Here is a 21,778-nt window from a genome sequence, read left to right as displayed (position 1 = left end):
TCTCCGGTCCTCGTCCCCCACCCGGGGGCCGGTCTGCTGCGTGCTCGTGGTTCGTCCTTTTTCTTTTTCGGTCCGACGGGGAGATCCGACTCTGATGCACACCGATCTCGTGGCAGCGCTGGACATCGGCGGCACCAAGATCGCCGGGGCGCTGGTGGACGGCCACGGCCGCATCCAGGCCCGCGCGCAGCGTGCGACGCCCGCCCGGGAGGACGGCGACACCGTGATGCGGGCCGTCGAGGCCGTCATCGGGGAGCTGGCGGCGTCATCGCTGTGGGGGCGGGCCACGGCCGTGGGCATCGGCAGCGCCGGCCCGGTGGACGCCTCCGCCGGCACCGTGAGCCCGGTGAACGTGCCCGGCTGGCGCGACTACCCGCTGGTCCGGCGGGTCCGCGCCGCCGCCGGTGGCCTGCCCGTCGAGCTGATCGGCGACGGGGTGGCCATCACGGCGGCCGAACACTGGCAGGGCGCCGCCCGCGGGCACGACAACGCGTTGTGCATGGTGGTCTCGACGGGCGTCGGCGGCGGCCTGGTCCTGGACGGACGGCTCCATCCGGGCCCGACGGGCAACGCCGGGCACATCGGCCACATCAGCGTGGACCTGGACGGTGACCCCTGCCCGTGCGGGGCGCGCGGCTGCGTGGAACGCATAGCGAGCGGCCCCAACATCGCGCGGCGCGCCCGGGACGCCGGCTGGCGTCCCGGCCCGGACGGCGACACCTCCGCCGCCGCGGTCGCCGCCTCGGCCCGGCGGGGCGACCCTGTCGCCGTGGCGTCCTTCGAACGGGCCGCGCAGGCTCTGGCCGCCGGTATCGCGGCCACCGCGACCCTCGTCGAGATCGACATCGCGGTGGTCGGCGGGGGTGTGGGCAAGGCGGGGGACGTCCTCTTCGCCCCCCTGCGCAAGGCCCTGACCGACTACGCGACGCTGTCCTTCGTCCAGCGCCTGGCGGTGGTGCCGGCCCAGATGGGGACGGACGCGGGGCTGGTGGGCGCCGCGGCCGCGGCGCTCCAGAGGACGGCCGGGGTGACCCCGGCGGGGGTCTGAGCCGAGCGCGAGGCGTGCGGGCCGAACACAGGGGGGCGGGAGTTCCATCGCGCCGGAGCCCGTCGCCCAGCGGCCGACCGCGCCCGGAGCCTGCCGGGACGGCGGCGGCGTCTTCCGGCGCCCGGTACGGCGGGCGGATGATCGATTCACCGGCTCCGGCGCATCGGCCCGTGACCTGGGCGCCGCGGCGCAGTTGAAGCAGGCATGAAGAAGCGCAGCATGCTCGCCATCGCCTCCCTGGCCACCGGTTTCGTCGTCGCGGCCGTCAGCCCGTCCCACTCCGCCCCGGGCGGGCTCCCGCTCGGCCTCGACGTCGAGGACACCGTCAGCACCGTCCAGGACACCGTCGCCGTCGAGAGCCTGAGCGTGGACGAGGACACCCTCGAGCAGCTGGGCTGACGCGGCGGGCCACGTCGTACCGCACGGCGCCGGTGCCTCCCCAGGGGGCGCCGGCGCCGCTGTCGTACGCCCTCAACTGGGCCTGGTTTCCGTGGCAGGGTGGAGCGGGCAAGCCACAGGGGGCCAACAGAAGAGGGGGACCTGTGACCGTCGTCTGGATCAACGGCGCGTTCGGTGCGGGGAAGACCACCACCGCACGGGAACTGATCGAACTGATCCCGAACAGCACACTCTTCGACCCCGAGGTGATCGGCGGCGCACTCGCGCATCTGCTGCCGCCCAAACGCCTCGCGGAAACCGGAGACTTCCAGGATCTGCCGATCTGGCGCCGCCTGGTGATCGACACGGCGGCCGCGATGCTCGCCGAGCTCGGCGGGACGCTCGTGGTGCCCATGACCCTGCTGCGCCAGGAGTACCGGGACGAGATCTTCGGCGGCCTCGCCGCCCGCCGGATCGCGGTCCGGCACATCCTGCTGGCTCCGGCGGAAACGATCCTGCGGGAGCGGACAGCGGGCCGCGAGACACCCGAGGGCGCACTCGACGGCGAGATACGCGTACGGCGGTGCTCGTACGATCACATAGAGCCGTACCGGACCGCCCTCGCCTCCTGGCTGACCACCGACGCCCACCCGATCGACACCGGCGCCCTCACACCGTACGAGGCCGCCGCCCGGATCGCCGAGGCCGTCGGCACCGGCTCCGTGCCGGCCTGCGACATCGTGCAGACACCCGAGCCCACCGCCGAGACCACCGCCGCCGGTGTGCTCCTCTTCGACGAGCGGGACCGGGTGCTGCTCGTCGACCCGACGTACAAACCCGGCTGGGAGTTCCCCGGCGGCGTCGTCGAACCCGGAGAGGCGCCCGCCCGCGCCGGGATGCGCGAGGTCGCCGAGGAGACCGGGATACGCCTCGACGACGTACCCGCCCTGCTGGTCGTCGACTGGGAGGCGCCCGTACCCCCCGGCTACGGCGGTCTGCGCCTGCTCTTCGACGGCGGCCGGCTCGACCCCGCCGACGCGGCGCGGGTGCTGCTGCCCGGCCCCGAACTGCGCGCCTGGCGCTTCGTCACCGAGGACGAGGCGGCCGGTCTCCTCCCCCCGGTCCGCTACCAGCGGCTGCGCTGGGCCCTGCGGGCCCGGGAACGCGGAGCGGCGCTGTACCTGGAGGCGGGCACCCCGGTCGGCTGACGTCAGCCGACCGCCCCGTACGTCCGGCCCGAGGCCCGCAGCGCGTCGCCGGCCCCGGCGGTCACGGCGTCGCCGTGACCGAAACAGGCCACCTCCGCTTCGAGGCCCGCCAACCGCCCGAAGGAGGCGACGACGCGGTCCCGGTCGACGTGGAACACGCCGAGCATCACCCTGCCGTCGACCGGTGACGCGGCGATCGCGTCCCCCGTGAACAGCACGCCGTCCCGACCGCGACCGGGGCGGGCTCAGCTCGCCGCGTAGTTGCGCAGGAACAGGGCTTCCGCCACCGACAACCGCTCCAGTTCCTCGGGGGACACGCTCTCGTTCACCGCGTGGATCTGCGCCTCCGGCTCGCTCAGCCCGATCAGCAGGATCTCCGCCTGCGGGTACAGCGCGGCCAGGGTGTTGCACAGCGGGATGGAGCCGCCCTGACCGGCGTACTGCATCTCCTGTCCCGGGTACGCCACCGCCATCGCGTCCGCCATGGCCTGGTAGGCGGGGCTGGTGGTGTCGGCGCGGAACGGCTGGCCCTGACCGACCTGTTCGACACCGACCCGGGCGCCCCACGGCGTACGCGCCTCCAGGTGGGCCTGGAGCAGCTTGGTGGCCTCGGCGGCGTCCACGCCCGGCGGCACCCTCAGACTCACCAGCGCGCGGGCGCTCGCGTGCACCGAGGGGGTGGCGCCGACGACCGGCGGGCAGTCGATGCCGAGCACCGTGACGGCAGGGCGCGCCCAGAGCCGGTCGGCGACGGGGCCGGAGCCGATCAGTTCCACGCCGTCGAGCACCCGGGCGTCGCGACGGAACTGCTCCTCGTCGTACTCCAGGCCCTCCCAGCGGCTGTCCGCCGCCAGACCGTCGACGGTGGTCGAACCGTCCTCGGCGCGCAGCGAGTCCAGGACGCGGATCAGGGCGGCCAGCGCGTCGGGGGCCGCGCCACCGAACTGGCCCGAGTGCAGGTTGCCTTCGAGCGTGTCGACCTTCACGCAGACCAGGGTCATGCCGCGCAGCGTCGAGGTGACCGTCGGCAGCCCGACCCGGAAGTTGCCCGCGTCGCCGATGACGATGGTGTCCGCGGCGAGCAACTCGGGGTGCTGCTCGGCGTACCGCTCCAGGCCGCCCGTGCCCTGCTCCTCCGAACCCTCGGCGATCACCTTGACGTGTACCGGCACACCGCCGTCGGCCTTCAGAGCGCGCAGCGCGAGCAGATGCATCAGCACGCCGCCCTTGCAGTCGGCCGCACCGCGCCCGTACCAGCGGCCGTCGCGCTCCGTCAGCTCGAACGGCGGGGAGTCCCAGCCGGCCTCGTCCAGGGGCGGCTGCACGTCGTAGTGCGCGTAGAGCAGCACCGTCCTCGCGCCCTCGGGTCCGGGCAGGTATCCGTAGACCGACTGCGTGCCGTCCGGCGTGTCGAGCAGGTCCACGTCCTGGAAGCCCTCGGCGCGCAGCGCGGTGGCTATCCACTCGGCGGCGCCCACGCTCTCGCTGCGCGGGAACTGGTCGAAGTCCGCCACCGATGCGAAGGCCACCAGCGCGGCGAGCTCCTCCTTCGCCCTCGGCATCAGGGAGGAGACGGTCTCGGCGACCGTGTTCGACGACATGGGCACGCTCCTTGTGGGTGCGACGTTGTACCAAGGAGTACTTGGAATGACGGGCCCGATCCTCCCACAGTGGCCTGCGGCGATGCCCGCCGTAGGATGCGGGGGTCAGGTGCGGCATGCGGTTTGATCGGAGCAGTAGACCATCGTGAGCAGCGAGAACTCTTCGGCGGACGACGCGCGTCAGGTCTGGGACGTCGTCGTGGTGGGCGCGGGACCCGCGGGGGCCTCGGCCGCCTACGCGGCGGCGGTCGCGGGGCGGCGCGTGCTGTTGCTGGAGAAGGCGGAGCTGCCCCGCTACAAGACGTGCGGCGGCGGCATCATCGGTCCCTCGCGCGACACCCTGCCGCCCGGCTTCGAACTGCCCTTCCGGGACCGCGTGCACGCGGTGACCTTCTCGAACAACGGGCGGTTCACCCGGACCCGGCGCTCCCGGCAGATGCTGTTCGGGCTGATCAACCGGCCCGAGTTCGACCAGCAGCTCGTCGAGCACGCCCAGAAGGCGGGCGCCGAGCTGCGCACCGGGGCGACGGTGACCCGGGTGGAGCAGCACGGGTCGGCGGTGCCGGACCGGCGCACGGTCGCCGTCGTCCTGCAGGGCGGCGAGACGGTGCTCGCGAGGGCGGTCGTCGGCGCCGACGGCAGCGCCAGCCGGATAGGGGCGCACGTCGGGGTGAAGCTCGACCAGGTCGACCTCGGCCTGGAGGCGGAGATCCCGGTGCCGGAGACCGTCGCCGAGGACTGGAAGGGGCGGGTGCTCATCGACTGGGGTCCGATGCCCGGCAGTTACGGCTGGGTCTTCCCCAAGGGCGACACGCTGACGGTCGGTGTCATCTCGGCGCGCGGTGAGGGCGCGGCGACCAAGCGGTACCTGGAGGACTTCGTCGGCCGGCTCGGCCTCGCCGGCTTCGAACCGAGCATCTCCTCCGGCCATCTGACGCGCTGCCGTGCCGACGACTCGCCGCTGTCCCGCGGCCGGGTCCTGGTCTGCGGGGACGCGGCGGGGCTGCTGGAGCCGTGGACGCGGGAGGGCATCTCCTTCGCGTTGCGCTCGGGGCGGCTCGCGGGGGAGTGGGCGGTGCGCATCTCCGAGGCGCACGACGCCGTGGACGCCCGCAAGCAGGCCTTGAACTACGCCTTCGCGATCAAGGCCGGACTCGGCGTCGAGATGAGCGTCGGCAAGCGGATGCTGACGGTGTTCGAACGCAGGCCCGGGCTCTTCCACGCCGCCCTGACCGGGTTCCGTCCGGCCTGGAAGGCCTTCAGGGACATCACGCAGGGCTCGACCTCGCTGGGTGAGCTGGTCCGCGGCCACCCGCTGGCGCAGCGGGCGCTGGCGGCGATAGACCGGCGTTCCGCGGGTACGGAGGAGTCCGGTGGTGGCGCTGGTGCCGCCGGCTCCGCGGGCGGCGCGGGTGCTCCGAGCCGTGGTCCGGACGCCGCGGGCACCGCGGGCGACGAGGTCAGTCCCTGACCTCGATCCGGAAGACCGGGTGGTCCTCGGCGGCCGCGACGATCTCCTCGTCGGAGGACGTGGCGGTGACGCCCTGGAAGTACTGGTTCACTTCCCAGCCCCACTTCTCCAGGTAGGTCCGCAGGATCGGGAGCTTCTCCTCGTCGGGAAGCTCCACCGCGGTGAAGGAGCGGATCCGGCGCCCGACGCGCAGTTCCCCGCCCCCGGCGACGCGCATGTTGCGCACCCACTGGGAGTGGCCGCGGGCCGAGACGAGGTACTGCCCGTCGCCGTGGGTGTGCGGGTTCACCGGGATGCGCTGCATCTGTCCGCTCTTGCGGCCGCGGACGGACATCTCCGCGGCGCCGGCGAGGCTGAGACCGTGCCGGGCCAGCCAGCCGATGACGCTGTTGAGCCGGACGTTGGCCTTGCTGCCTTTGCGGTAGTACGTCGCTGACGACATCGGTGACCCCCAGGTCGGTGAGGCGCCATGGTCGCCATGACGCCGAGATCGGCGCTCTCTTGCGTGAGCGGCGATCTCTTTTGTGAGCACTGCTCTCGCTCGTGTCTCCAGTGTGCATGTGGTCGGCAGGGAAAAGCAAGAGCACTGCTCTCTCTGGCGTGCGCTGCTCTCCAACGCGCGCGGCGCTCTCCAAGGCGTGCAGCGCTCTCTAAAGCGCGCGGCGCTCTCGTTTGTGTGCACTGCTCCGGAGGCGTGGAACACTGGACCGCATGAGCAGCACCGCACACGGCGCCCGCGCCCGCGCCCGGATCGAGGTCACCGCCGCCATCAAGGACGAGGCGCGCGCACAGCTCGCGGCCGAGGGCGCCGCCAAGCTCTCGCTGCGGGCAGTGGCCCGCGAACTGGGCATGGCATCGTCCGCCCTCTACCGCTACTTCCCCAGTCGCGACGACCTCCTGACCGCCCTCATCATCGACGCCTACAACTCGCTGGGCGAGGCCGCCGAGACCGCGCACGAGGCGGCGGCCGGCACCGGGCCCATCCGCCGCTGGACCGCGGTGTGCGAGGCGGTGCGCACCTGGGCGCTGGCGCACCCCCACGAGTACGCGCTGATCTACGGATCGCCGGTGCCCGGCTACAGCGCACCGGCGGACACCATCCCCGCCGCCGCCCGGGTGGCCTACGTGTTCCTGGGCATCGTGCGCGACGCCCATCGGGGACCGGGTCTGGCCAAGCCCCCGCTGCCCGCCGAACTGCGTCCCGAGGCCCACCGGATGGCCGCGGATCTCGCCCCCGATCTGCCGCCGGAGACGGTGACGGCGTTCGTGGCGGCCTGGGCCGAGCTGTTCGGACTGGTCGGCTTCGAGGTGTTCGGACAGTTCAACCGGGTCGTGGAGGACCGGGAGGCGTTCTTCCGCCATGCGGCGGAGCGGCTCGCCCACGCGGTGGGCCTGGTCTTCCCTTCGGGCTGAGGCAGGCTCCGTGTGCCGACACCGGCGGCGCACCGCATGGACGGGGAAGACGGACACGCGGGGGCGAGGCGTACTTCGCCGGGAGTACGCGTGACCACCACGGGCGGGTGACGCCGACCCCGGCGCGCGGCGTCTAGCGTGGCGGACATGGACGTACGGCGTGGGCGCGGGGCGGGGTCGCCGCGGTGGTGGCGGTACGGGCCTCCGTGGTGGGACCGCCGGGGTGCTGCGGAGCCCCGCCCGCGGTGGCCCTGGCGTTCCACCGTGCTGCTCACGGCGTTCATGCTGGTCGGGTCCACTTTCGCCGCCCATGGCCAAGAGGGGGAGCGGGTCGCGCTGGACCCCCCGGCGCGCGTGCTGCTGCTCCTGACGGGAGCGGCTCTGCTGTGGCGGCAGCGGTACCCGGTGCCCGTCGTGTTCGGCACGGTGGGCGCCACCCTGGTCTACCTGTGCGCCGGTTACCCGTACGGGCCGGTGTTCGTGGCCGTCGCGGTGGCCTGCTTCAGCGCGGTCGTCGCCGGGCGGCGCCGGGAGGCATGGGCGGCGATGGCGGCCATGTGGGCGGCGTCGGCCCTGCTGTCGCACTGGCTCTACCGATGGCTGCCGCCGCCCGGGGACGCGGCCGCGTCCTGGGGGCAGGAGATCGTGATCGCCACCTGGGTGGTGGCGATCGTGGCACTGTCGGAGCTGGCCCGGGCCCGGCGCGAGCAATGGGCGCGGGAGCGGGCGGAGCGGGCCAGGGCCGCCGAGCGGCGCGCGGACGAGGAGCGGCTGCGGATCGCCCGGGAACTGCACGACGTCCTCGCCCACAGCATCTCCGTGATCAACGTGCAGGCGGGCGTCGGGCTGGCCCTGCTCGACGCCGACCCCGAACAGGCGCGCACCGCGCTCACCACCATCAAGGCCCAGAGCAAGGAGGCGCTCGGCGAGGTGCGTCAGGTCCTGGACACCCTCCGCGCCCCCGGAGACGCGCCGCGCGCGCCGGCCCCGGGCCTCGACCGGCTGTCGGAGCTGGTCGAGCAGGCGGCGGGTGCCGGCCTCACCGTCGAGGTCGAGGGGAAGCCGCCGCGGTTGTCGCCGGGCACCGATCTGGCCGCGTTCCGCATCGTCCAGGAGGCCCTCACCAACGTCGTACGGCACTCGGGTTCACGTCGGGCGCGGGTGTGTCTCGGGCGGGACGGCGGCACGCTGCGGCTGCGCGTCGACGACGACGGGCCCGCCACCGGCGCGGAGGCGGGCGGCAGCGGCAACGGGCTGGCCGGGATGCGGGAGCGGGCGGCGGCGCTGGGCGGCACCATCGAGGCGGGCCCGCGCCCCGACGGCGGCTTCCGGGTACGCGCGACCCTGCCGATCGACGTGAGGCCCGCCGGTGACGCGACCCTCGCTCACGAGAGGAAGCCTGCCGAGGAGGTGAGGCCCGCCGACGAGACGAGGCCCGCCCATGAAACGCCCCCCGCCGAAGACGTCACGCCCCCTCACGACGCGGTCCGCGCTCACGACGCCCTCCCCGCCCATGAGCCGGCCCGCGCCCACGACACACCCCCCGTCCACGACGCGCCCCACCCCCCTCACGTGAAGCGCGTCGAGGACGCCCCCGAAGAAGACGCCCCCGAAGAGGACGCCCCCGAAGAGGACACCCCCGTCGAGAACGCCAAGGAGGAGGACCGGTGATCCGTGTACTGCTCGCCGACGACCAGTCACTGGTACGGGCCGGGTTCCGGGCGTTGCTGGACGCGCAGCCGGACATCGAGGTGGTCGGAGAGGCGTCCGACGGTGAGGCGGCGGTGCGCGCGATCCGGCAACTGCGTCCCGATGTCGTCCTGATGGACATCCGCATGCCCCTGCTCGACGGCCTGGCGGCGACCCGACGGATCACCGGGGACGCCGGGCTGCGGGACGTGAAGGTCGTCATGCTCACCACCTTCGAACTGGACGAGTACGTCTTCGAGGCGATCCGCTCCGGCGCCTCCGGCTTCCTGGTCAAGGACACCGAGCCGGAGGAACTGCTGCGTGCCGTACGGGCGGTGGTCGCCGGAGACGCGCTGCTCTCGCCGAGTGTGACGCGCCGCCTGATCGCCGAGTTCGCGGCCCGTTCCAAGGAACCCGCGGCAGCCGGCGAGCTGGCCCGGCTGACCGAGCGGGAGCGGGAGGTGATGGCCCTGGTCGGCATCGGCCTGTCGAACGAGGAGATCGCCCGGCGCCTGGTCGTCAGCCCGCTCACCGCCAAGACCCACGTCAGCCGCACGATGGTCAAACTGGGCGCCCGGGACCGGGCCCAACTGGTCGTCCTGGCCTACGAGTCGGGGTTGGTGCGGCCGGGCTGGCTGGGCTGATCCCCTCGGTCGAACCGCACCAGCACGCTCACCACGCGGGCGAGGAACACCACGACGGCCAGCACGGTGCCCGAGCCGATGAGCAGGCTCCGGACACCCGGGGGCGGACCGAAGAGGTACGCCGGTCCCGCCACGGCCCCGAACAGCACGGCCGCCGCGAAGACCGCGCTGCACAGCGCGTATCCGATCTCGATCGTGATCGCGTCCCGTTCGCCCTGCGTACGTCGTCCCCCGGGGATGTCCATACGGACAGTCTCCCCGGTGCGCGCGTCTTCACCGGCCGGGCTCAATTCCAGGTGACACACGACTTCTCGCGCCACAACGCGGCGAGGGAGGCGTCGCCGGTCACCTCCGGGAACGGGGAGCGGTTCCAGAGGGCGGGGTAGAGCCGTGCGGCGGGCCCGGCCAGTTCGCAGTCGGCGTCCCCGGCGTCCCCGGCGTCCCCGGCGTCCCCGCGCTCCGTCACCGGTGCCTGCGTCGACAGCCGGACGGTCCACACGGCGCCGGGCGAGTCCGTCGCCCGCACCCGCAGCGTGCGGGGTGTCTCGGTGCGCACGGCGCTCTTCGGACGGGCGTGGAAGGCGCACAGCAACTCGTCGATGCCGTCCACCGCCAGGTCGACGCCGACGGGGGTGGGTTCGCCGCCCCTGGCCGATTCGGCGTCGATGCGGTGCACGGTCGTCTCGTGCGCCTGGCGCCGGGCCCAGAACGCCAGCGGTGACGGTGCGGGCAGGAAGTGCCAGCAGCGCACGTCGGGCGCCGCGCCGGCGAGGGTGTCGACGAGCCGCCCGTGCCCCTCCCGGAACCAGGCGACAAGGGCGCTGCCGTCGAGGTCGGGCAGGCCGCCGTCCGGCCGGGGACCGGTGTGGCCCTCGGCGACGAACGCCGCCGCCCAGCGGTGCACCATGCCCGTGTGCCGGAGCAGGTCCCGCACCTGCCAGCCGGGGCAGGTCGGCACCTTGGCGTCGGTGCCGGCGAGCTCGGCGGCCGTGGCCAGCAAGTCGCCCTCACGGTGCAGGGCTTCGACGAACGCGGTGGTCTCCATGGCAGCGAGTGTGCCGGATGGAGCGCCCTCGAAGGGAGACGGACGGAGCGGGTGGGCGGGAACGCCCGGGCACGGACTCCCCGGCTCAGTCCGGGACCGCCGCGTGCCGGGTGGCGACGGCCACGAGCACCGCCACCGCCGCGAGCGCCGCCACGCTGGTGAGCGCGGCCGGCAGGGAGAACCAGTCGGCCATGAAACCGATGGCGGGCGGCCCGAGCAGCATGCCGCCGTAACCCAGGGTGGACGCGGTCGCGACGCCGCTGGGTCCGCCCAGCGCGCCCGCCCGTTCCACCGCGACGGGGAAGATGTTGGCGAGACCGAGGCCGGTGACCGCGAAGCCGAACAGCGCGGCCCACACGGAGGGGGCGAGCGAGCCGAGCAGCATCCCGGCCACGGCGGTCGTACCGCCCGCCACGACCGTGGTGGTGCGGCCGAGTCGCTCCAGCAGCGTCGTACCGGTCAGCCGGCCCACGGTCATGGCGAGCGCGAAGCAGGAGTAGCCGGCCGCCGCCATGCCCGGCGACGCGTCGAGGTCCTGCTCCAGGTGCAGGGCCCCCCAGTCGGCCATGGCGCCCTCGCCGTACGCCGTGCACAGGGCGATCAGCCCGAACGTGATGACGAGGCGGCGGGTACGGCCGTCCAGCCGGCGCGGGGCGCCGTCGTCCTCGGCCCCGCGGTCCGGTGGCGCGGCGGGCTCGCAGCGCAGTAGGGCGCGGCCCGCGAACAGGGTGACGACCAGGCCGATCAGGGTGAGGCCGAGCAGGTGCCGCAGCGGCGACAGCGACCCGGCGACGAGCCCGCCGAGCCCCGCGCCGACCATGCCGCCGAGGCTGAAGGCAGCGTGGAAGCTCGGCATGATCGGGCGCCGCAGCACCGTCACCAGGTCGACGGCGGCGCTGTTGAAGGCGACGTTGATACCGCCGTAGGCGCTGCCGAACACCAGCAGTACGGCGCCGAGGGCGAGGGCGGAGTGGGTGAGCGGGGGCAGGGCGACGCTGAGGCAGAGCAGGACCGCGCAGACGACGGTGACGGGATGGCTGCCGTAGCGGCGGCACAGCCGCCCGGTGAGGGTCATGGTGACGACGGCACCCGCGGAGACGCCGAGCAGCGCCAGCCCCAGGGCGCTGGCCGAGGCTCCGGTCTGCTCCTTGATGGTGGGAATCCGTACGACCCAGCCGGCGAAGACGAAGCCGTCGAGGGCGAAGAAGGCGGTCAGGGCGATGCGGAGGCGGGTGAGGTCGTTGCGGGAGCCCGGCACGGCGTTGTGCGATCGGGGTTTGTTTATTTGCGGCACAAAGTGAGGCTAGGGGCGGGGACGGGGAGACGGCAAGGGGTTTCATCGGTGAGACGGCAAGGGGTTTCATCGGCCCTACGGGCAGGGGCGCGGCCCCGCACCGGGCGTCGCATACGCTCGACACCACCATGAAGAACAACCTCACCCCCCTGGGCCCGAAGGCCGACAAGGCCTCGGTCAGACGGCACAACCTCAGCCTGGTCCTGAGAGCCGTGCACGACGCGGGGGAGGCGACCCGGGCCGGGGTCGCCACGCATGTCGGACTCACCCGTGCGGCGGTGTCCTCCCTGGTCGAGCAGTTGCTGGAGTTCGGTTTCGTCTCCGAGTGGGGCAAGACCAGCAGCGGTCAGGCGGGCCGGCCCGGCACCGTCCTGAAGGTGTCCCGGTCGGGTCCCGCGGGTCTCGGTGTCGAGGTCAACATCGACTACATCGCCGTCTGCGTCGTGGACCTGGCCGGCACCGACCGGGTGCGGCTCGTGGAGCACTTCGACAACCGCGGGGCGCAGCCGGCCGACGTACTGGCCCGCGCGGCCCGGCTGGCGGCGCGCGCCATCGGCTCGGCGGCCGAGCAGGACCTGGTGCCGGCCGGCGCCCACGTCGCGCTGCCCGGCCTGGTCACGGGCGGCACCGTGCGCCAGGCCCCCAACCTCGGCTGGCAGCGGGTCGCCGTGGAGGGCCTCTTCGCCCACGCCCTGCTCGCGCTGCGCCCCGCCCACCGGCCCCTGCCGGTCAGCTCCGACAACGAGGCCAACGCCGCCGCCCTCGCCGAACTGTGGTTCGGCGCCGGCACCGAGGGCGTCCGCAGTTTCCTGTACCTGACCGGCGAGATCGGCGTCGGCGGCGCGCTGGTGCTCCGGGGCGAGCTGCTGCGCGGTGCGCACGGCTTCGCCGGAGAGATCGGGCACATGGTCGTCGACCCGGACGGGCCGCTGTGCCGGTGCGGGGCGCGCGGCTGTCTGGAGCAGTACGCCGGACAGGGCGCGCTGCTGAGGGCCGCGGGCCTCGACGCCGACGCGGGCGTGCAGGGCGTCGCCGAACTCGAACGCCGCGCCCGGCGGGGCGACGCGGCCGCGCTGTCGGCGATCGAGGAGGCCGGGCGGCGACTGGGCGTCGTGGTGTCGGGCGCGGTGAACCTCTTCGACCCCGACGCGGTGATGCTCGGAGGCGTCTACCGAGAGCTGATGGACTGGCTCGCGCCCGCCGTCGACCGTGAACTCGCCCTGCGCGTCGTGTCCGGGCTGTGGAGCGAGGACGGGAAGCGGCTGCGCGCCTCCTCGTCCCTGGGCGACGCGGCCCGGGGCGCGGCCGGCGTGATCGTGCGTGAGGTGCTGGCCGACCCGGCGGCGTACGCGGAGCGTGAGGCGGGCTGACGCGGCGGCGTACGCGGGCGCGCGGCGAACCGTCGCGGGGGCCGCCCGGCGGCCCCCGCGCGGTACGTCACCCGCGGTTCGCGGCGATCATCTCCCGGTACCAGCGGTAGCTGTCCTTGGGCGTGCGCTCCTGGGTGTCGTAGTCGACCCGGACGATGCCGAAACGCTTGTCGTAGCCGTACGCCCACTCGAAGTTGTCCAGCAGCGACCACACGTAGTAGCCGCGTACGTCCACGCCCGCGTCCATCGCCGCCCGCAGCGCGCGGAGGTGGTCGCGCAGGTAGGCGACGCGGTCGGCGTCGTGCACCGCGCCGTCGGCCGCGGGCGCGTCGTCCTCCGCCGAGCCGTTCTCCGTGATGTGGATCGGCGGCAGCGCGTCACCGTACTGCTTCTTCAGCCGTACCAGCAGCTCGGTGAAGCTGTCGGGGACGACCGGCCAGCCCATCGCCGTCTCCCGGACGCCGGGCAGCCGTACCTCCTCGTAGCGGTTGTCGGTCGCCACCCGCCGCGCCGGGTCGCTCTCGCGGTGCGGGGCGCCGGCGACCACGATCGGCCGGTAGTAGTTGACGCCGAGGAAGTCCAGCGGCCGGGAGATCAGCTCCAGGTCGCCGTCGAGCCGGAAGTCCGCGCCGGTGATCAGCTCGCCCCAGGTCTCCTCCTCGGTGGCCGGGTAGCGGCCCGCGAGGATCGGCTCGGTCCACACCAGGTTGTGCTGCGTGTCGGCGCGGACCACGGCCGCCAGGTCGGCGGGGGAGTCGGTGGCCGGCAGGTTGCGGTCCAGGTTGAGCGTGATGCCGACCTCGCGCACCCCGGCCGCGCGCAGCGCCCCCACGGCCAGCCCGTGTCCGACCAGCAGGTGGTGCGCGGCGGCCAAGGCCCCCCGGCCCTCCTTGGCGCCGGGGGCGTGCCGGCCGATGGAGTAGCCGAGGAAGGAGCTGCACCACGGCTCGTTGAGGGTGATCCAGCGCGGCACCCGGTCGCCCAGGTGCTCCGCGACCACGGCCGTGTACTCGGCGAACCGCTCCGCCGTCTCCCGCACCCGCCAGCCGCCCCGGTCCTCCAGGGCCTGCGGCAGGTCCCAGTGGTACAGGGTGGCGGCCGGCTCGATGCCCGCCGCGAGCAGCTCGTCGACCAGGCGGGAGTAGAAGTCCAGGCCCTTCGGGTTCACCGCGCCGGAGCCCTCCGGCACGATGCGCGGCCAGGCGATCGAGAAGCGGTAGGAGTCCACGCCCAGGTCGCGCAGCAGCGCCACGTCCTCCCGGTAGCGGTGGTAGTGGTCGCAGGCCACGTCGCCGGTGTCGCCGTTCGCCACCAGACCGGGGGTGTGGCTGTAGGTGTCCCAGATCGACGGACCGCGGCCGTCCTCCCGCGCCGCGCCCTCGATCTGGTACGAGGCGGTCGCGGCGCCGAGCACGAAGCCGGGCGGGAAGCTGGGGTACTCACTCATGCTGTGGGGCTCATCTCCATGTGAACGGGGTGTACGAGGGTCACTTGACGGAACCGCCGGTGATCCCGGCGGCGATGTACTTCTGGGCGAGGACGAGCAGGACCGCCGCGGGCACCGCGGAGAGCACGGACGCGGCCATCACCGAACCCCAGTCCCCGACGTGCGCGCCGATGTACTGGTAGATGCCCAGCGTGATGGGCTTCACCTCGTCGGTCGTGTTCAGGGTGAGCGCGAACATGAAGTCGCTCCACGAGAACAGGAAGGCGAACAACCCGGACGTGATCAGCGAGTTGCGGCTCATCGGCAGCACGACCCGGGTGAACGTCCGCACCGGCCCGGCGCCGTCGATCTGCGCGGCCTCGATCACCTCGCCCGGGATCGACACCATGAAGGACCGCATCAGCACGATGGAGAACGGGATGCCCAGCGAGGCGTCCGCCAGCATCAGACCGAAGTAGGAGTTGACCAGGCCCAGGTCGACGTAGGAGTTGTAGAGCGCGTTGGCGATGACGATGCCCGGCACCATCTGGGTGATCAGCGTGCCGAACACGATCGTGCGCGAGCCGCGCAGCCCGAACCGCGCCAGCCCGTACGCCGCCGGCGCCGAGATCGCCAGGCAGATGGCGACCGCGCCGAGCGAGACGGCCAGGGAGGTCAGCAGGTGCCCTCCCTGGTCGCTGATGGCCTTGGAGAAACCGGACAGGTCCAGGCTGCCCGGCACCGGGTCGACCTGGAGCAGCCCCGACTCGGGCTGGAGCGCGGTGTTGAGCATCCAGTACAGCGGGAACAGCATCACGCCGAGGACGAGAACGCCGGCGACGGTGGAACCCCAGCGGCGCCGGGAGGCGGTGGGCGGGTGGGCGGCCATGGACGTCACTTCCCCTCGGTGCGGTTGGCCCGCAGGTAGAACACCGCGAACACGGCGGAGATCAGGATGAGTACGTTGCCGACCACGGCGCCCGCGCCGAAGTCGAGCTGCACGAACGAGTTCTGGTACGTGAGCGTGCCCAGCGTCTGGGTGGCGTCGGCCGGACCGCCGTCGGTGAGGGCGAGGATCAGGTCGAGGATCTTCACCGTCGACATGAAGCCGAGCACGAGCACGACCGTGATGACGGGCTTGAGCACCGGCAGCGTGACCGAGCGGAAGGTCCGCCACGCCGAGGCGCCGTCCAGCGCGGCCGCCTCGTGCAGTTCCTTCGGTATCTCCTGCAGGCCGCCGTACAGGATGACCATGTTGAACGGGATGCCGATCCAGATGTTGACCAGGATCACCGACAGCAGCGCCATCTCGGGGCTGGTCAGCCAGGGCGTGCCGCCGCCGACGCCGAGGGTGTCCAGGAAGGAGTTGAGCACGCCCGTGTCCTGGTCGAGGATGCGCCGCCAGACGATGCCGGACACCACCATGGGCACCAGCCAGGGCAGCAGGATCAGCGAGCGCAGCACGCCGTTCAGCGGGAACCGGCGGCTGAAGAACACCGCGAGCGCCATCCCGATGCAGAACTGCCCGACCAGCGAGCCCGCGGTGAACACGAGGGTGTGCCACAGCGCCTTGCCGAACAGGGCGTCCTGGAACACGTTGGACCAGTTGTCGGTGCCGTTGAAGGGCGCCTCACCGGTGAAGAAGGTCTTCGGCGTGTAGTGCTGGAAGCTCATCACGACGTTGCGGACGAGCGGGTAGCCGAAGAACAGCAGCATGAAGACGACGGCGGGGGCGACGAACCCCCACTGGGTGAGCCGGCGCCGGCGCGCGGCCCGGGCGGGGTCCGGCGCGGCGGCCGGCGCGGACGCCTTCGCGGGCGTCTGTGCGGTGACGGTGGACGTGGTCATGGGCGCGTACCTCAGTTCCCGCTCGTGGCCCGCTGCTGGGCGCGCTTCAGGGCGGTCTCACTGGACTGGCCGGTCAGGGCGGACTGGAAGGCGCTCTGCAGGGCGAGCGACACGCTCGACCAGCCGGCGCCGAGCTGCGCCGTCCGGGAGCGGGCGACGGCCACCTGGTCGGCGAGGGAGCCCAGTTCCGGCACCCGCTCGCGCCAGACCTCCGCGGCCTCGGCGTTGGCCGGGACCATCCAGCTGTTGAGCGCGTAGGTCAGCTGCTCCTTCTCGCTGGACAGACAGGCGACGATCTTCCCGGCGGTCTTCTCCCGCGCCTCGTCACCGGTGTTCGGCACGGTGAGCACGGCGCCGCCCAGCGGGCCCACCGAGTCCTCGCCGGCCTCGGGCACGGGGATGGGGGCGATGCCCCAGTGCAGCGACTCCTCGGCGTTGAGGGTCTCCACCTGCCACGGTCCGTTGATCATCATCGCGGCGTTGCCGGCCATGAACTGGTCGTTGACGTCCGCCTGCGTCCAGTTGACCGTCGACTTCGACAGGGAACGGTCCTTCAGCAGGCCCTTCCAGTAGTCCAGGGCCTCGACGACCTGCGGGCTGTCGAGGTCGGTCTCGTCGCCGCCGTTGGACCACATGAACGGCGTGAACTGGAAGACCCCGTCCTCCGCGCCGCCCGCGCTCAGCGCCAGGCCGTACTGCTTGCCCCGGGTGAGCTCCTTCGCGGTCTCCCGCAGCTCGGCCCACGTGGTGGGGACCTCGACGCCCGCCTCGTCGAGGACGTCCTTGTTGTAGAACAGCGCCAGGGTGTTCACCGACCGGGCCGCGCCGTAGTAGGTGCCCTCGTACGAGCCGAAGTCGACGATGCCCTCGGGGATGTCGTCGGTGCTCAGGCCGAGGGACCTGAGGTCGACCAGGCCGCCCGCGTCGGCGAACGTCGGCATCTCGGACGCGTCGAACTGCACGACGTCGGGGAGCGACTTGGACGACGCCATCCGCAGTGCCTTGGTCATCACCTGGGCGGCCGGCACGCTCTGCTGCTCGATGGTGACGCCCAGCCGCTCACCGCACCGGGCCATCGCCTCCGCGTCCCAGCGGTGGTAGGACTCGTCGGTCGAGGAGTTCAGCACGGTGTACACATCGGCGTCGCGCTGTTGGCCGCAGCCGGTGAGCGCCACCCCGGCGACCAGCACGGTGACGGCGGCGAACGGGGCGACGACGCGGCGTGAGGGTCCTCGCTCGCGGTGCCTGGCGGCAGGAGGGTGTGCTGTCAAGGCGAGCGAAGTGAAGCGCTTCGACATGGTGCGGCCCTTGCTGTCGTACCGTCCGGCTTCCCTGCCGGACCGTTTTGTTTGATGGGATGACTAATACGTCAAGGACGTGCTGTCGCGCTAGAGGAAAGTGGCCCCCCTCTCTTCGCTCCGGGGGGTGAGGGGCCTGTTCTTGTCGGTGATACTCCCTGTTCAAAGCGGTGAGGTCGGTGCGAAGGGCTCGGCCTGCGGTTTTGTTTTGTGTACGATCAAAATGCTGTGAGACGGCCCCCGTGCTCCCCATCCGACAGCTCCCGCCGCACCCGAGGAAGATCATGAAGTTCACCGACGGCTTCTGGCTCATCCGTGAGGGCGTGCATCTCTCGTACGCGACCGAGGTACGCGATGTGCGCCCCGAATCGAAGCGCTTCACCGCGCATGCCGCCGTGAAGAAGGTGACGCGGAGGGGGGACACGCTCAACGCGCCGCTCCTCACGGTCGAGTGTTTCTCTCCCGCCGAGGGCGTCATCGGCGTCCGCGTCACCCACCACGCCGGAAAGCGCCGGCCCGGCCCCGACTTCGCCCTGGCCGGCGCGGCGGACGGTACCGGGACGGTGCGCGAGGACGACACGGTCACCGAGCTGACCAGCGGCCCGCTGACCCTCCGCCTGGACCGCGAGGGGCCCTTCGGCCTCGCCTTCCTCGACGCGGACGGGCGCGAGCTGACCCGCGCGAACGCCAAGGGCACCGCGTTCGCCACCACCGGCGACGGCGCCCACCACATGCTGAGCCGGCTCTCGCTCGGCGTCGGCGAGCAGATCTACGGCCTGGGCGAGCGCTTCACCCCGTTCGTGAAGAACGGCCAGGTCGTCGACATGTGGCAGGCCGACGGCGGTACCAGCAGCGAGCAGGCCTACAAGAACATCCCGTTCTACCTCTCCTCTCGGGGCTACGGCGTCTTCGTCAACCACCCCGGCGCCGTCTCCTTCGAGATCGGCTCCGAGTCCGTCGGCCAGGTGCAGTTCAGCGTCGAGGACCAGACGCTGGAGTACTACGTCGTCGCCGGCCCCACCCCGAAGGACGTCCTCGCCCGCTACACCGCCCTCACCGGACGCCCCGCCCTGCCGCCCGCCTGGTCCTTCGGCCTCTGGCTCACCACGTCCTTCACCACCTCCTACGACGAGGAGACGGTGACCCGGTTCGTCGACGGCATGGCCGAGCGGGGCATCCCGCTGACCGTCTTCCACTTCGACTGTTTCTGGATGCGCGAGTACCAGTGGTGCGACTTCCGGTGGGACCCGGACGTCTTCCCCGACCCGGACGGCATGCTCGCCCGGCTCAAGGCCAAGGGCCTGAAGGTCAGCGTCTGGATCAACCCGTACATCGCCCAGAAGTCCCCCCTCTTCGACGAGGCCGCCGCCCTCGGACACCTGGTGCGCCGGCCGGACGGCGACGTCTGGCAGTGGGACCTGTGGCAGGCCGGGATGGGGCTGGTCGACTTCACCAGCCCCGCGGCCCGGGACTGGTTCGCCGGGAAGCTCAAGCCGCTGCTCGACCAGGGTGTGGACTGCTTCAAGACCGACTTCGGCGAGCGCATCCCCACCGACGTCGTCTGGCACGACGGCTCCGACCCCGAGCGGATGCACAACTACTACACCCACCTCTTCAACCGCACCGTCTTCGAACTCCTGGAGAAGGAACGCGGACAGGGCGAGGCCGTGCTCTTCGCCCGCTCCGCGACCGCGGGCGGCCAGCAGTACCCGGTCCACTGGGGCGGCGACTGCTGGTCCTCCTTCGAGGCGATGTCCGAGTCGCTCAGGGGCGGCCTGTCCCTGTCGCTGAGCGGCTTCGGCTTCTGGAGCCATGACATCGGCGGCTTCGAGGGCACGCCCGACCCGGCGGTCTTCAAGCGCTGGCTCGCCTTCGGCCTGCTCTCCTCACACAGCCGGCTGCACGGTTCCTCGTCCTACCGGGTGCCGTGGGAGTTCGGCGAGGAGGCGGTCGACGTCGCCCGCCGCTTCACCCTCCTCAAGCACCGCCTGATGCCCTACCTGTACGGCGTCGCCGCCGAGGCCCACCGCACCGGCGTGCCGATGATGCGGCCGATGGTCCTGGAGTACCCGCACGACCCGGGCTGCCGGACGCTGGACCGCCAGTACATGCTCGGCCCCGACCTCCTGGTCGCCCCGGTCTTCACCGAGGACGGGGAGGTCGAGGTCTACCTCCCCGAGGGGACCTGGACGCACCTGCTGTCCGGCGAGCGCGTCACCGGGCCGGCCTGGCGCACCGAACGCCACGGCTACGACAGTCTGCCGCTGTACGTCCGCGAGGGCGCCGCCCTGCCGCTGGCCTCCGACGACCGGCGCCCCGACGGCGACTGGCTGGACGCCCCGACCCTGCTGGTCCACCCGCCCGCCTCGTCCGGCTACACGGCCGAGGTCACCGTGCCCGACCTGCTGGGCACACCGGCCGCGACCTTCCGGGTGCGGCGTGACGGCGACACCCTGCGGGTCACCGCGAACGGCACCGACCGGCCGTTCACCGTGCGCGTCGCGGGCGGTGCGAGCGCGCAGGGCAGCGGGGAGGTCGCCGTACCGCTGGCGTGAGACCGGGTGGCGCGGCGGCACGCGGACGGCGTGCCGCCGCGCCCCGCGCCCACGTCAGCGTTCCAGGGCGCCCAGCGCCGTCAGGAGCCGGTCCACGTCGTCTTCGCTGCTGTACGGCGCGAGCCCGACCCGTACGCCGCCCTCGTCACCGAGTCCCAGGTGGCGTGCGGCCTCCACCGCGTAGAAGGAGCCGGCGGGCGCGTCGACCCCCGCCTCGGCCAGTCGCCGGTACACCTCGGCCGGGCGCAGCCCCGCCACGGTGAACAGCAGGGTCGGCGTGCGCCGGGCGGCCCGCGAGAACACGGTGATCCGGCCGAGGTCCGCCAGCCCGCGTTCGATCCGCTCGCGCAGGGCGTCCTCGTGGGCCTGAAGTGCCGCGAAGGAGGCGACCAGGCGGTCCCGGCGGGAGCCACGGGCCTGCGGGTCGAGCTCCGCGAGGAAGTCCACCGCCGCCCGCGCCCCGGCCAGCGACTCGTAGGGCAGCGTGCCCAGCTCGAACCGTTCGGGCACGGTGTCGGCGGACGGCAGCAGCTTGTCCGGGCGCAGCGACTCCAGCAGCTCCGCCCGGCCGGTGAGCACACCCAGATGCGGCCCGAGGAACTTGTACGGCGAGCAGACCAGGGTGTCCGCGCCGATCGCCGCCAGGTCCACCACGGCGTGCGAGGCGTAGTGCACCGCGTCGACGTGGAAGAGCGCCCCGGCCGCGTGCGCGAGGGAGGCGAGGGCCGGCAGGCCGGGCATGGTCCCGATCAGGTTGGACGCGGCGGTCACCGCGACCAGCCTGGTCCGCGCGCCGAGCACCGCCTCGACGTGCTCGGGCAGCAGCTCGCCCGTGGCCGGGTCGAAGTCCGCCCACCGCACGGTCGCCCCCACCGACTCCGCCGCCTGCACCCAGGGCCGGATGTTGGAGTCGTGGTCGAGCCGGGTGACCACCACCTCGTCGCCCGGCCCCCAGTCCTTGGCCAGCGTCCGGGACAGGTCGTAGACGAGCTGGGTGGCGCTGCGCCCGAAGACCACCGTCCCCGGCGTGGTGCCGAGGAGGTCGGCCAGGGCGGAGCGGGCCTCGGTGACGATCCGGTCCGCGTTGCGTTCGCCCTCGGTGTTGCGTCCCCGGTTGGCGAGCGGGACGGTCAGCGCCGCGGCGATCGCGTCGATCACCGGCTGCGGCGTCTGCGTGCCGCCGGGCGCGTCGAACCGTGCGGTACCGGAATTCAGGGCGGGCACGCGCGCGCGGATCGCGGCGACGTCAAGGGCCATGGCTCAACTCCAGGGACATGGGGGCCGGACGGACGGAGGAGGAGGGGCGGGCGACGCGGTTCTCCGGCCGGGACGGCGGGTACGCCGTACGGCCGGGCCGGACCCCGAGCCGCGCCCGCGACTCCGGCCACATGATCGCAGCCACGTCGGGCCGACGACAGGGTCGGACGGGCCCTCGGTGGCCGGCACGGTCCGCGCCCGCCCGCCCGCCCGGACCTGACGTGACGCCGGCC

At 72.9% G+C, this 21,778-nt stretch carries 18 protein-coding genes and 2 pseudogenes; 9 read left to right on the top strand and 11 right to left on the bottom strand.

Annotated features, from left to right (window positions below; translation table 11 throughout):
- Positions 1 to 94: 94 nt before the first annotated feature.
- The 3 genes from SAM23877_RS05255 (at position 95) to SAM23877_RS05245 (ending at position 2,634) form a co-directional block, all read left to right on the top strand.
- Positions 95 to 1,048, top strand: a complete 954-nt coding sequence (locus SAM23877_RS05255; RefSeq protein ID WP_053127359.1) for an ROK family protein — start codon at positions 95 to 97, stop codon at positions 1,046 to 1,048.
- 204 nt (positions 1,049 to 1,252) lie between these two features.
- Positions 1,253 to 1,447, top strand: a complete 195-nt coding sequence (locus tag SAM23877_RS05250; protein ID WP_053127357.1) for a hypothetical protein — start codon at positions 1,253 to 1,255, stop codon at positions 1,445 to 1,447.
- Positions 1,448 to 1,590: 143 nt separating this feature from the next.
- Positions 1,591 to 2,634, top strand: coding sequence for an NUDIX hydrolase (locus SAM23877_RS05245; RefSeq protein ID WP_053127355.1), 1,044 nt, complete (start codon positions 1,591 to 1,593; stop codon positions 2,632 to 2,634).
- Between the two features lie 2 nt (positions 2,635 to 2,636).
- Here the strand turns inward: SAM23877_RS05245 and SAM23877_RS05240 are convergent.
- A pseudogene (locus tag SAM23877_RS05240) lies at positions 2,637 to 2,855 on the bottom strand (MBL fold metallo-hydrolase); the annotation flags it as partial.
- Between the two features lie 24 nt (positions 2,856 to 2,879).
- On the bottom strand, positions 2,880 to 4,235 hold the full coding sequence (locus SAM23877_RS05235; protein ID WP_053127351.1) for a dipeptidase: 1,356 nt from the start codon (positions 4,233 to 4,235) through the stop codon (positions 2,880 to 2,882).
- Between the two features lie 145 nt (positions 4,236 to 4,380).
- On the opposite strand from SAM23877_RS05235, the gene SAM23877_RS05230 reads away from it, so the two are divergent.
- Entirely contained in the window at positions 4,381 to 5,706 is a 1,326-nt protein-coding gene (locus SAM23877_RS05230; RefSeq protein WP_053127348.1) for a geranylgeranyl reductase family protein, read from the top strand.
- Here SAM23877_RS05230 and SAM23877_RS05225 read toward each other — a convergent pair.
- Entirely contained in the window at positions 5,696 to 6,148 is a 453-nt protein-coding gene (locus SAM23877_RS05225; protein ID WP_053127346.1) for a nitroreductase family deazaflavin-dependent oxidoreductase, read from the bottom strand. The two genes, SAM23877_RS05230 and SAM23877_RS05225, sit on opposite strands and share 11 nt — an antisense overlap.
- Before the next feature lie 269 nt (positions 6,149 to 6,417).
- Between SAM23877_RS05225 and SAM23877_RS05220 the strand changes: the two genes are divergently transcribed.
- The 3 genes and pseudogenes from SAM23877_RS05220 to SAM23877_RS05210 all read left to right on the top strand — a co-directional run bounded on the left by SAM23877_RS05220 (position 6,418) and on the right by SAM23877_RS05210 (position 9,452).
- Positions 6,418 to 7,119 carry a TetR/AcrR family transcriptional regulator gene (locus tag SAM23877_RS05220; RefSeq protein ID WP_053127344.1) on the top strand — a complete coding sequence of 234 codons (702 nt, stop codon included), beginning with the start codon at positions 6,418 to 6,420 and terminating at the stop codon, positions 7,117 to 7,119.
- Positions 7,120 to 7,266: 147 nt separating this feature from the next.
- Positions 7,267 to 8,481, top strand: a pseudogene (locus SAM23877_RS05215) (sensor histidine kinase); the annotation flags it as partial.
- A gap of 305 nt (positions 8,482 to 8,786) precedes the next feature.
- Positions 8,787 to 9,452 (top strand): response regulator, encoded by a 666-nt coding sequence (locus tag SAM23877_RS05210; RefSeq protein WP_053127342.1) that lies wholly within the window; start codon positions 8,787 to 8,789, stop codon positions 9,450 to 9,452.
- Here SAM23877_RS05210 and SAM23877_RS05205 read toward each other — a convergent pair.
- The 3 genes from SAM23877_RS05205 to SAM23877_RS05195 form a co-directional block, all read right to left on the bottom strand.
- Positions 9,413 to 9,697: a DUF6332 family protein gene (locus SAM23877_RS05205; RefSeq protein ID WP_053127340.1), complete on the bottom strand. Its 285-nt coding sequence runs from the start codon at positions 9,695 to 9,697 to the stop codon at positions 9,413 to 9,415. The genes SAM23877_RS05210 and SAM23877_RS05205 overlap by 40 nt on opposite strands.
- A gap of 41 nt (positions 9,698 to 9,738) precedes the next feature.
- On the bottom strand, positions 9,739 to 10,497 hold the full coding sequence (locus SAM23877_RS05200) for a maleylpyruvate isomerase family mycothiol-dependent enzyme (RefSeq protein WP_053127338.1): 759 nt from the start codon (positions 10,495 to 10,497) through the stop codon (positions 9,739 to 9,741).
- Positions 10,498 to 10,582: 85 nt separating this feature from the next.
- A complete protein-coding gene (locus SAM23877_RS05195) occupies positions 10,583 to 11,755 on the bottom strand; it encodes an MFS transporter (protein ID WP_053127336.1) in 1,173 nt (390 codons plus the stop codon).
- Between the two features lie 164 nt (positions 11,756 to 11,919).
- Here SAM23877_RS05195 and SAM23877_RS05190 point away from each other — a divergent pair, with 164 nt between their 5' ends.
- Entirely contained in the window at positions 11,920 to 13,161 is a 1,242-nt protein-coding gene (locus tag SAM23877_RS05190) for an ROK family protein (protein ID WP_053127334.1), read from the top strand.
- Positions 13,162 to 13,228: 67 nt separating this feature from the next.
- On the opposite strand, the gene SAM23877_RS05185 is transcribed toward SAM23877_RS05190, so the two are convergent.
- The 4 genes from SAM23877_RS05185 to SAM23877_RS05170 are packed head-to-tail and all read right to left on the bottom strand — an operon-like array spanning position 13,229 to position 17,733.
- On the bottom strand, positions 13,229 to 14,608 hold the full coding sequence (locus SAM23877_RS05185) for a GH1 family beta-glucosidase (RefSeq protein WP_053127332.1): 1,380 nt from the start codon (positions 14,606 to 14,608) through the stop codon (positions 13,229 to 13,231).
- A 40-nt stretch (positions 14,609 to 14,648) separates the two neighbouring features.
- Positions 14,649 to 15,476 (bottom strand): carbohydrate ABC transporter permease, encoded by an 828-nt coding sequence (locus tag SAM23877_RS05180; RefSeq protein WP_053127330.1) that lies wholly within the window; start codon positions 15,474 to 15,476, stop codon positions 14,649 to 14,651.
- Between the two features lie 5 nt (positions 15,477 to 15,481).
- Complete coding sequence (locus SAM23877_RS05175; protein WP_053127328.1) at positions 15,482 to 16,435, bottom strand: carbohydrate ABC transporter permease; 954 nt, start codon at positions 16,433 to 16,435, stop codon at positions 15,482 to 15,484.
- Positions 16,436 to 16,446: 11 nt separating this feature from the next.
- Positions 16,447 to 17,733 carry an ABC transporter substrate-binding protein gene (locus SAM23877_RS05170; protein WP_053127326.1) on the bottom strand — a complete coding sequence of 429 codons (1,287 nt, stop codon included), beginning with the start codon at positions 17,731 to 17,733 and terminating at the stop codon, positions 16,447 to 16,449.
- Between the two features lie 284 nt (positions 17,734 to 18,017).
- Here SAM23877_RS05170 and yicI point away from each other — a divergent pair, with 284 nt between their 5' ends.
- A complete protein-coding gene (yicI, locus tag SAM23877_RS05165) occupies positions 18,018 to 20,288 on the top strand; it encodes an alpha-xylosidase (protein WP_053127324.1) in 2,271 nt (756 codons plus the stop codon).
- Positions 20,289 to 20,342: 54 nt separating this feature from the next.
- On the opposite strand, the gene SAM23877_RS05160 is transcribed toward yicI, so the two are convergent.
- Positions 20,343 to 21,545, bottom strand: a complete 1,203-nt coding sequence (locus SAM23877_RS05160; protein WP_053127322.1) for a cysteine desulfurase-like protein — start codon at positions 21,543 to 21,545, stop codon at positions 20,343 to 20,345.
- Positions 21,546 to 21,778 lie beyond the last annotated feature (233 nt).

The sequence above is a fragment of the Streptomyces ambofaciens ATCC 23877 genome, assembly GCF_001267885.1.
GTDB classification, from domain to species: Bacteria; Actinomycetota; Actinomycetes; order Streptomycetales; family Streptomycetaceae; genus Streptomyces; species Streptomyces ambofaciens.
This window is presented reverse-complemented; position numbering and strand designations above follow the sequence as displayed.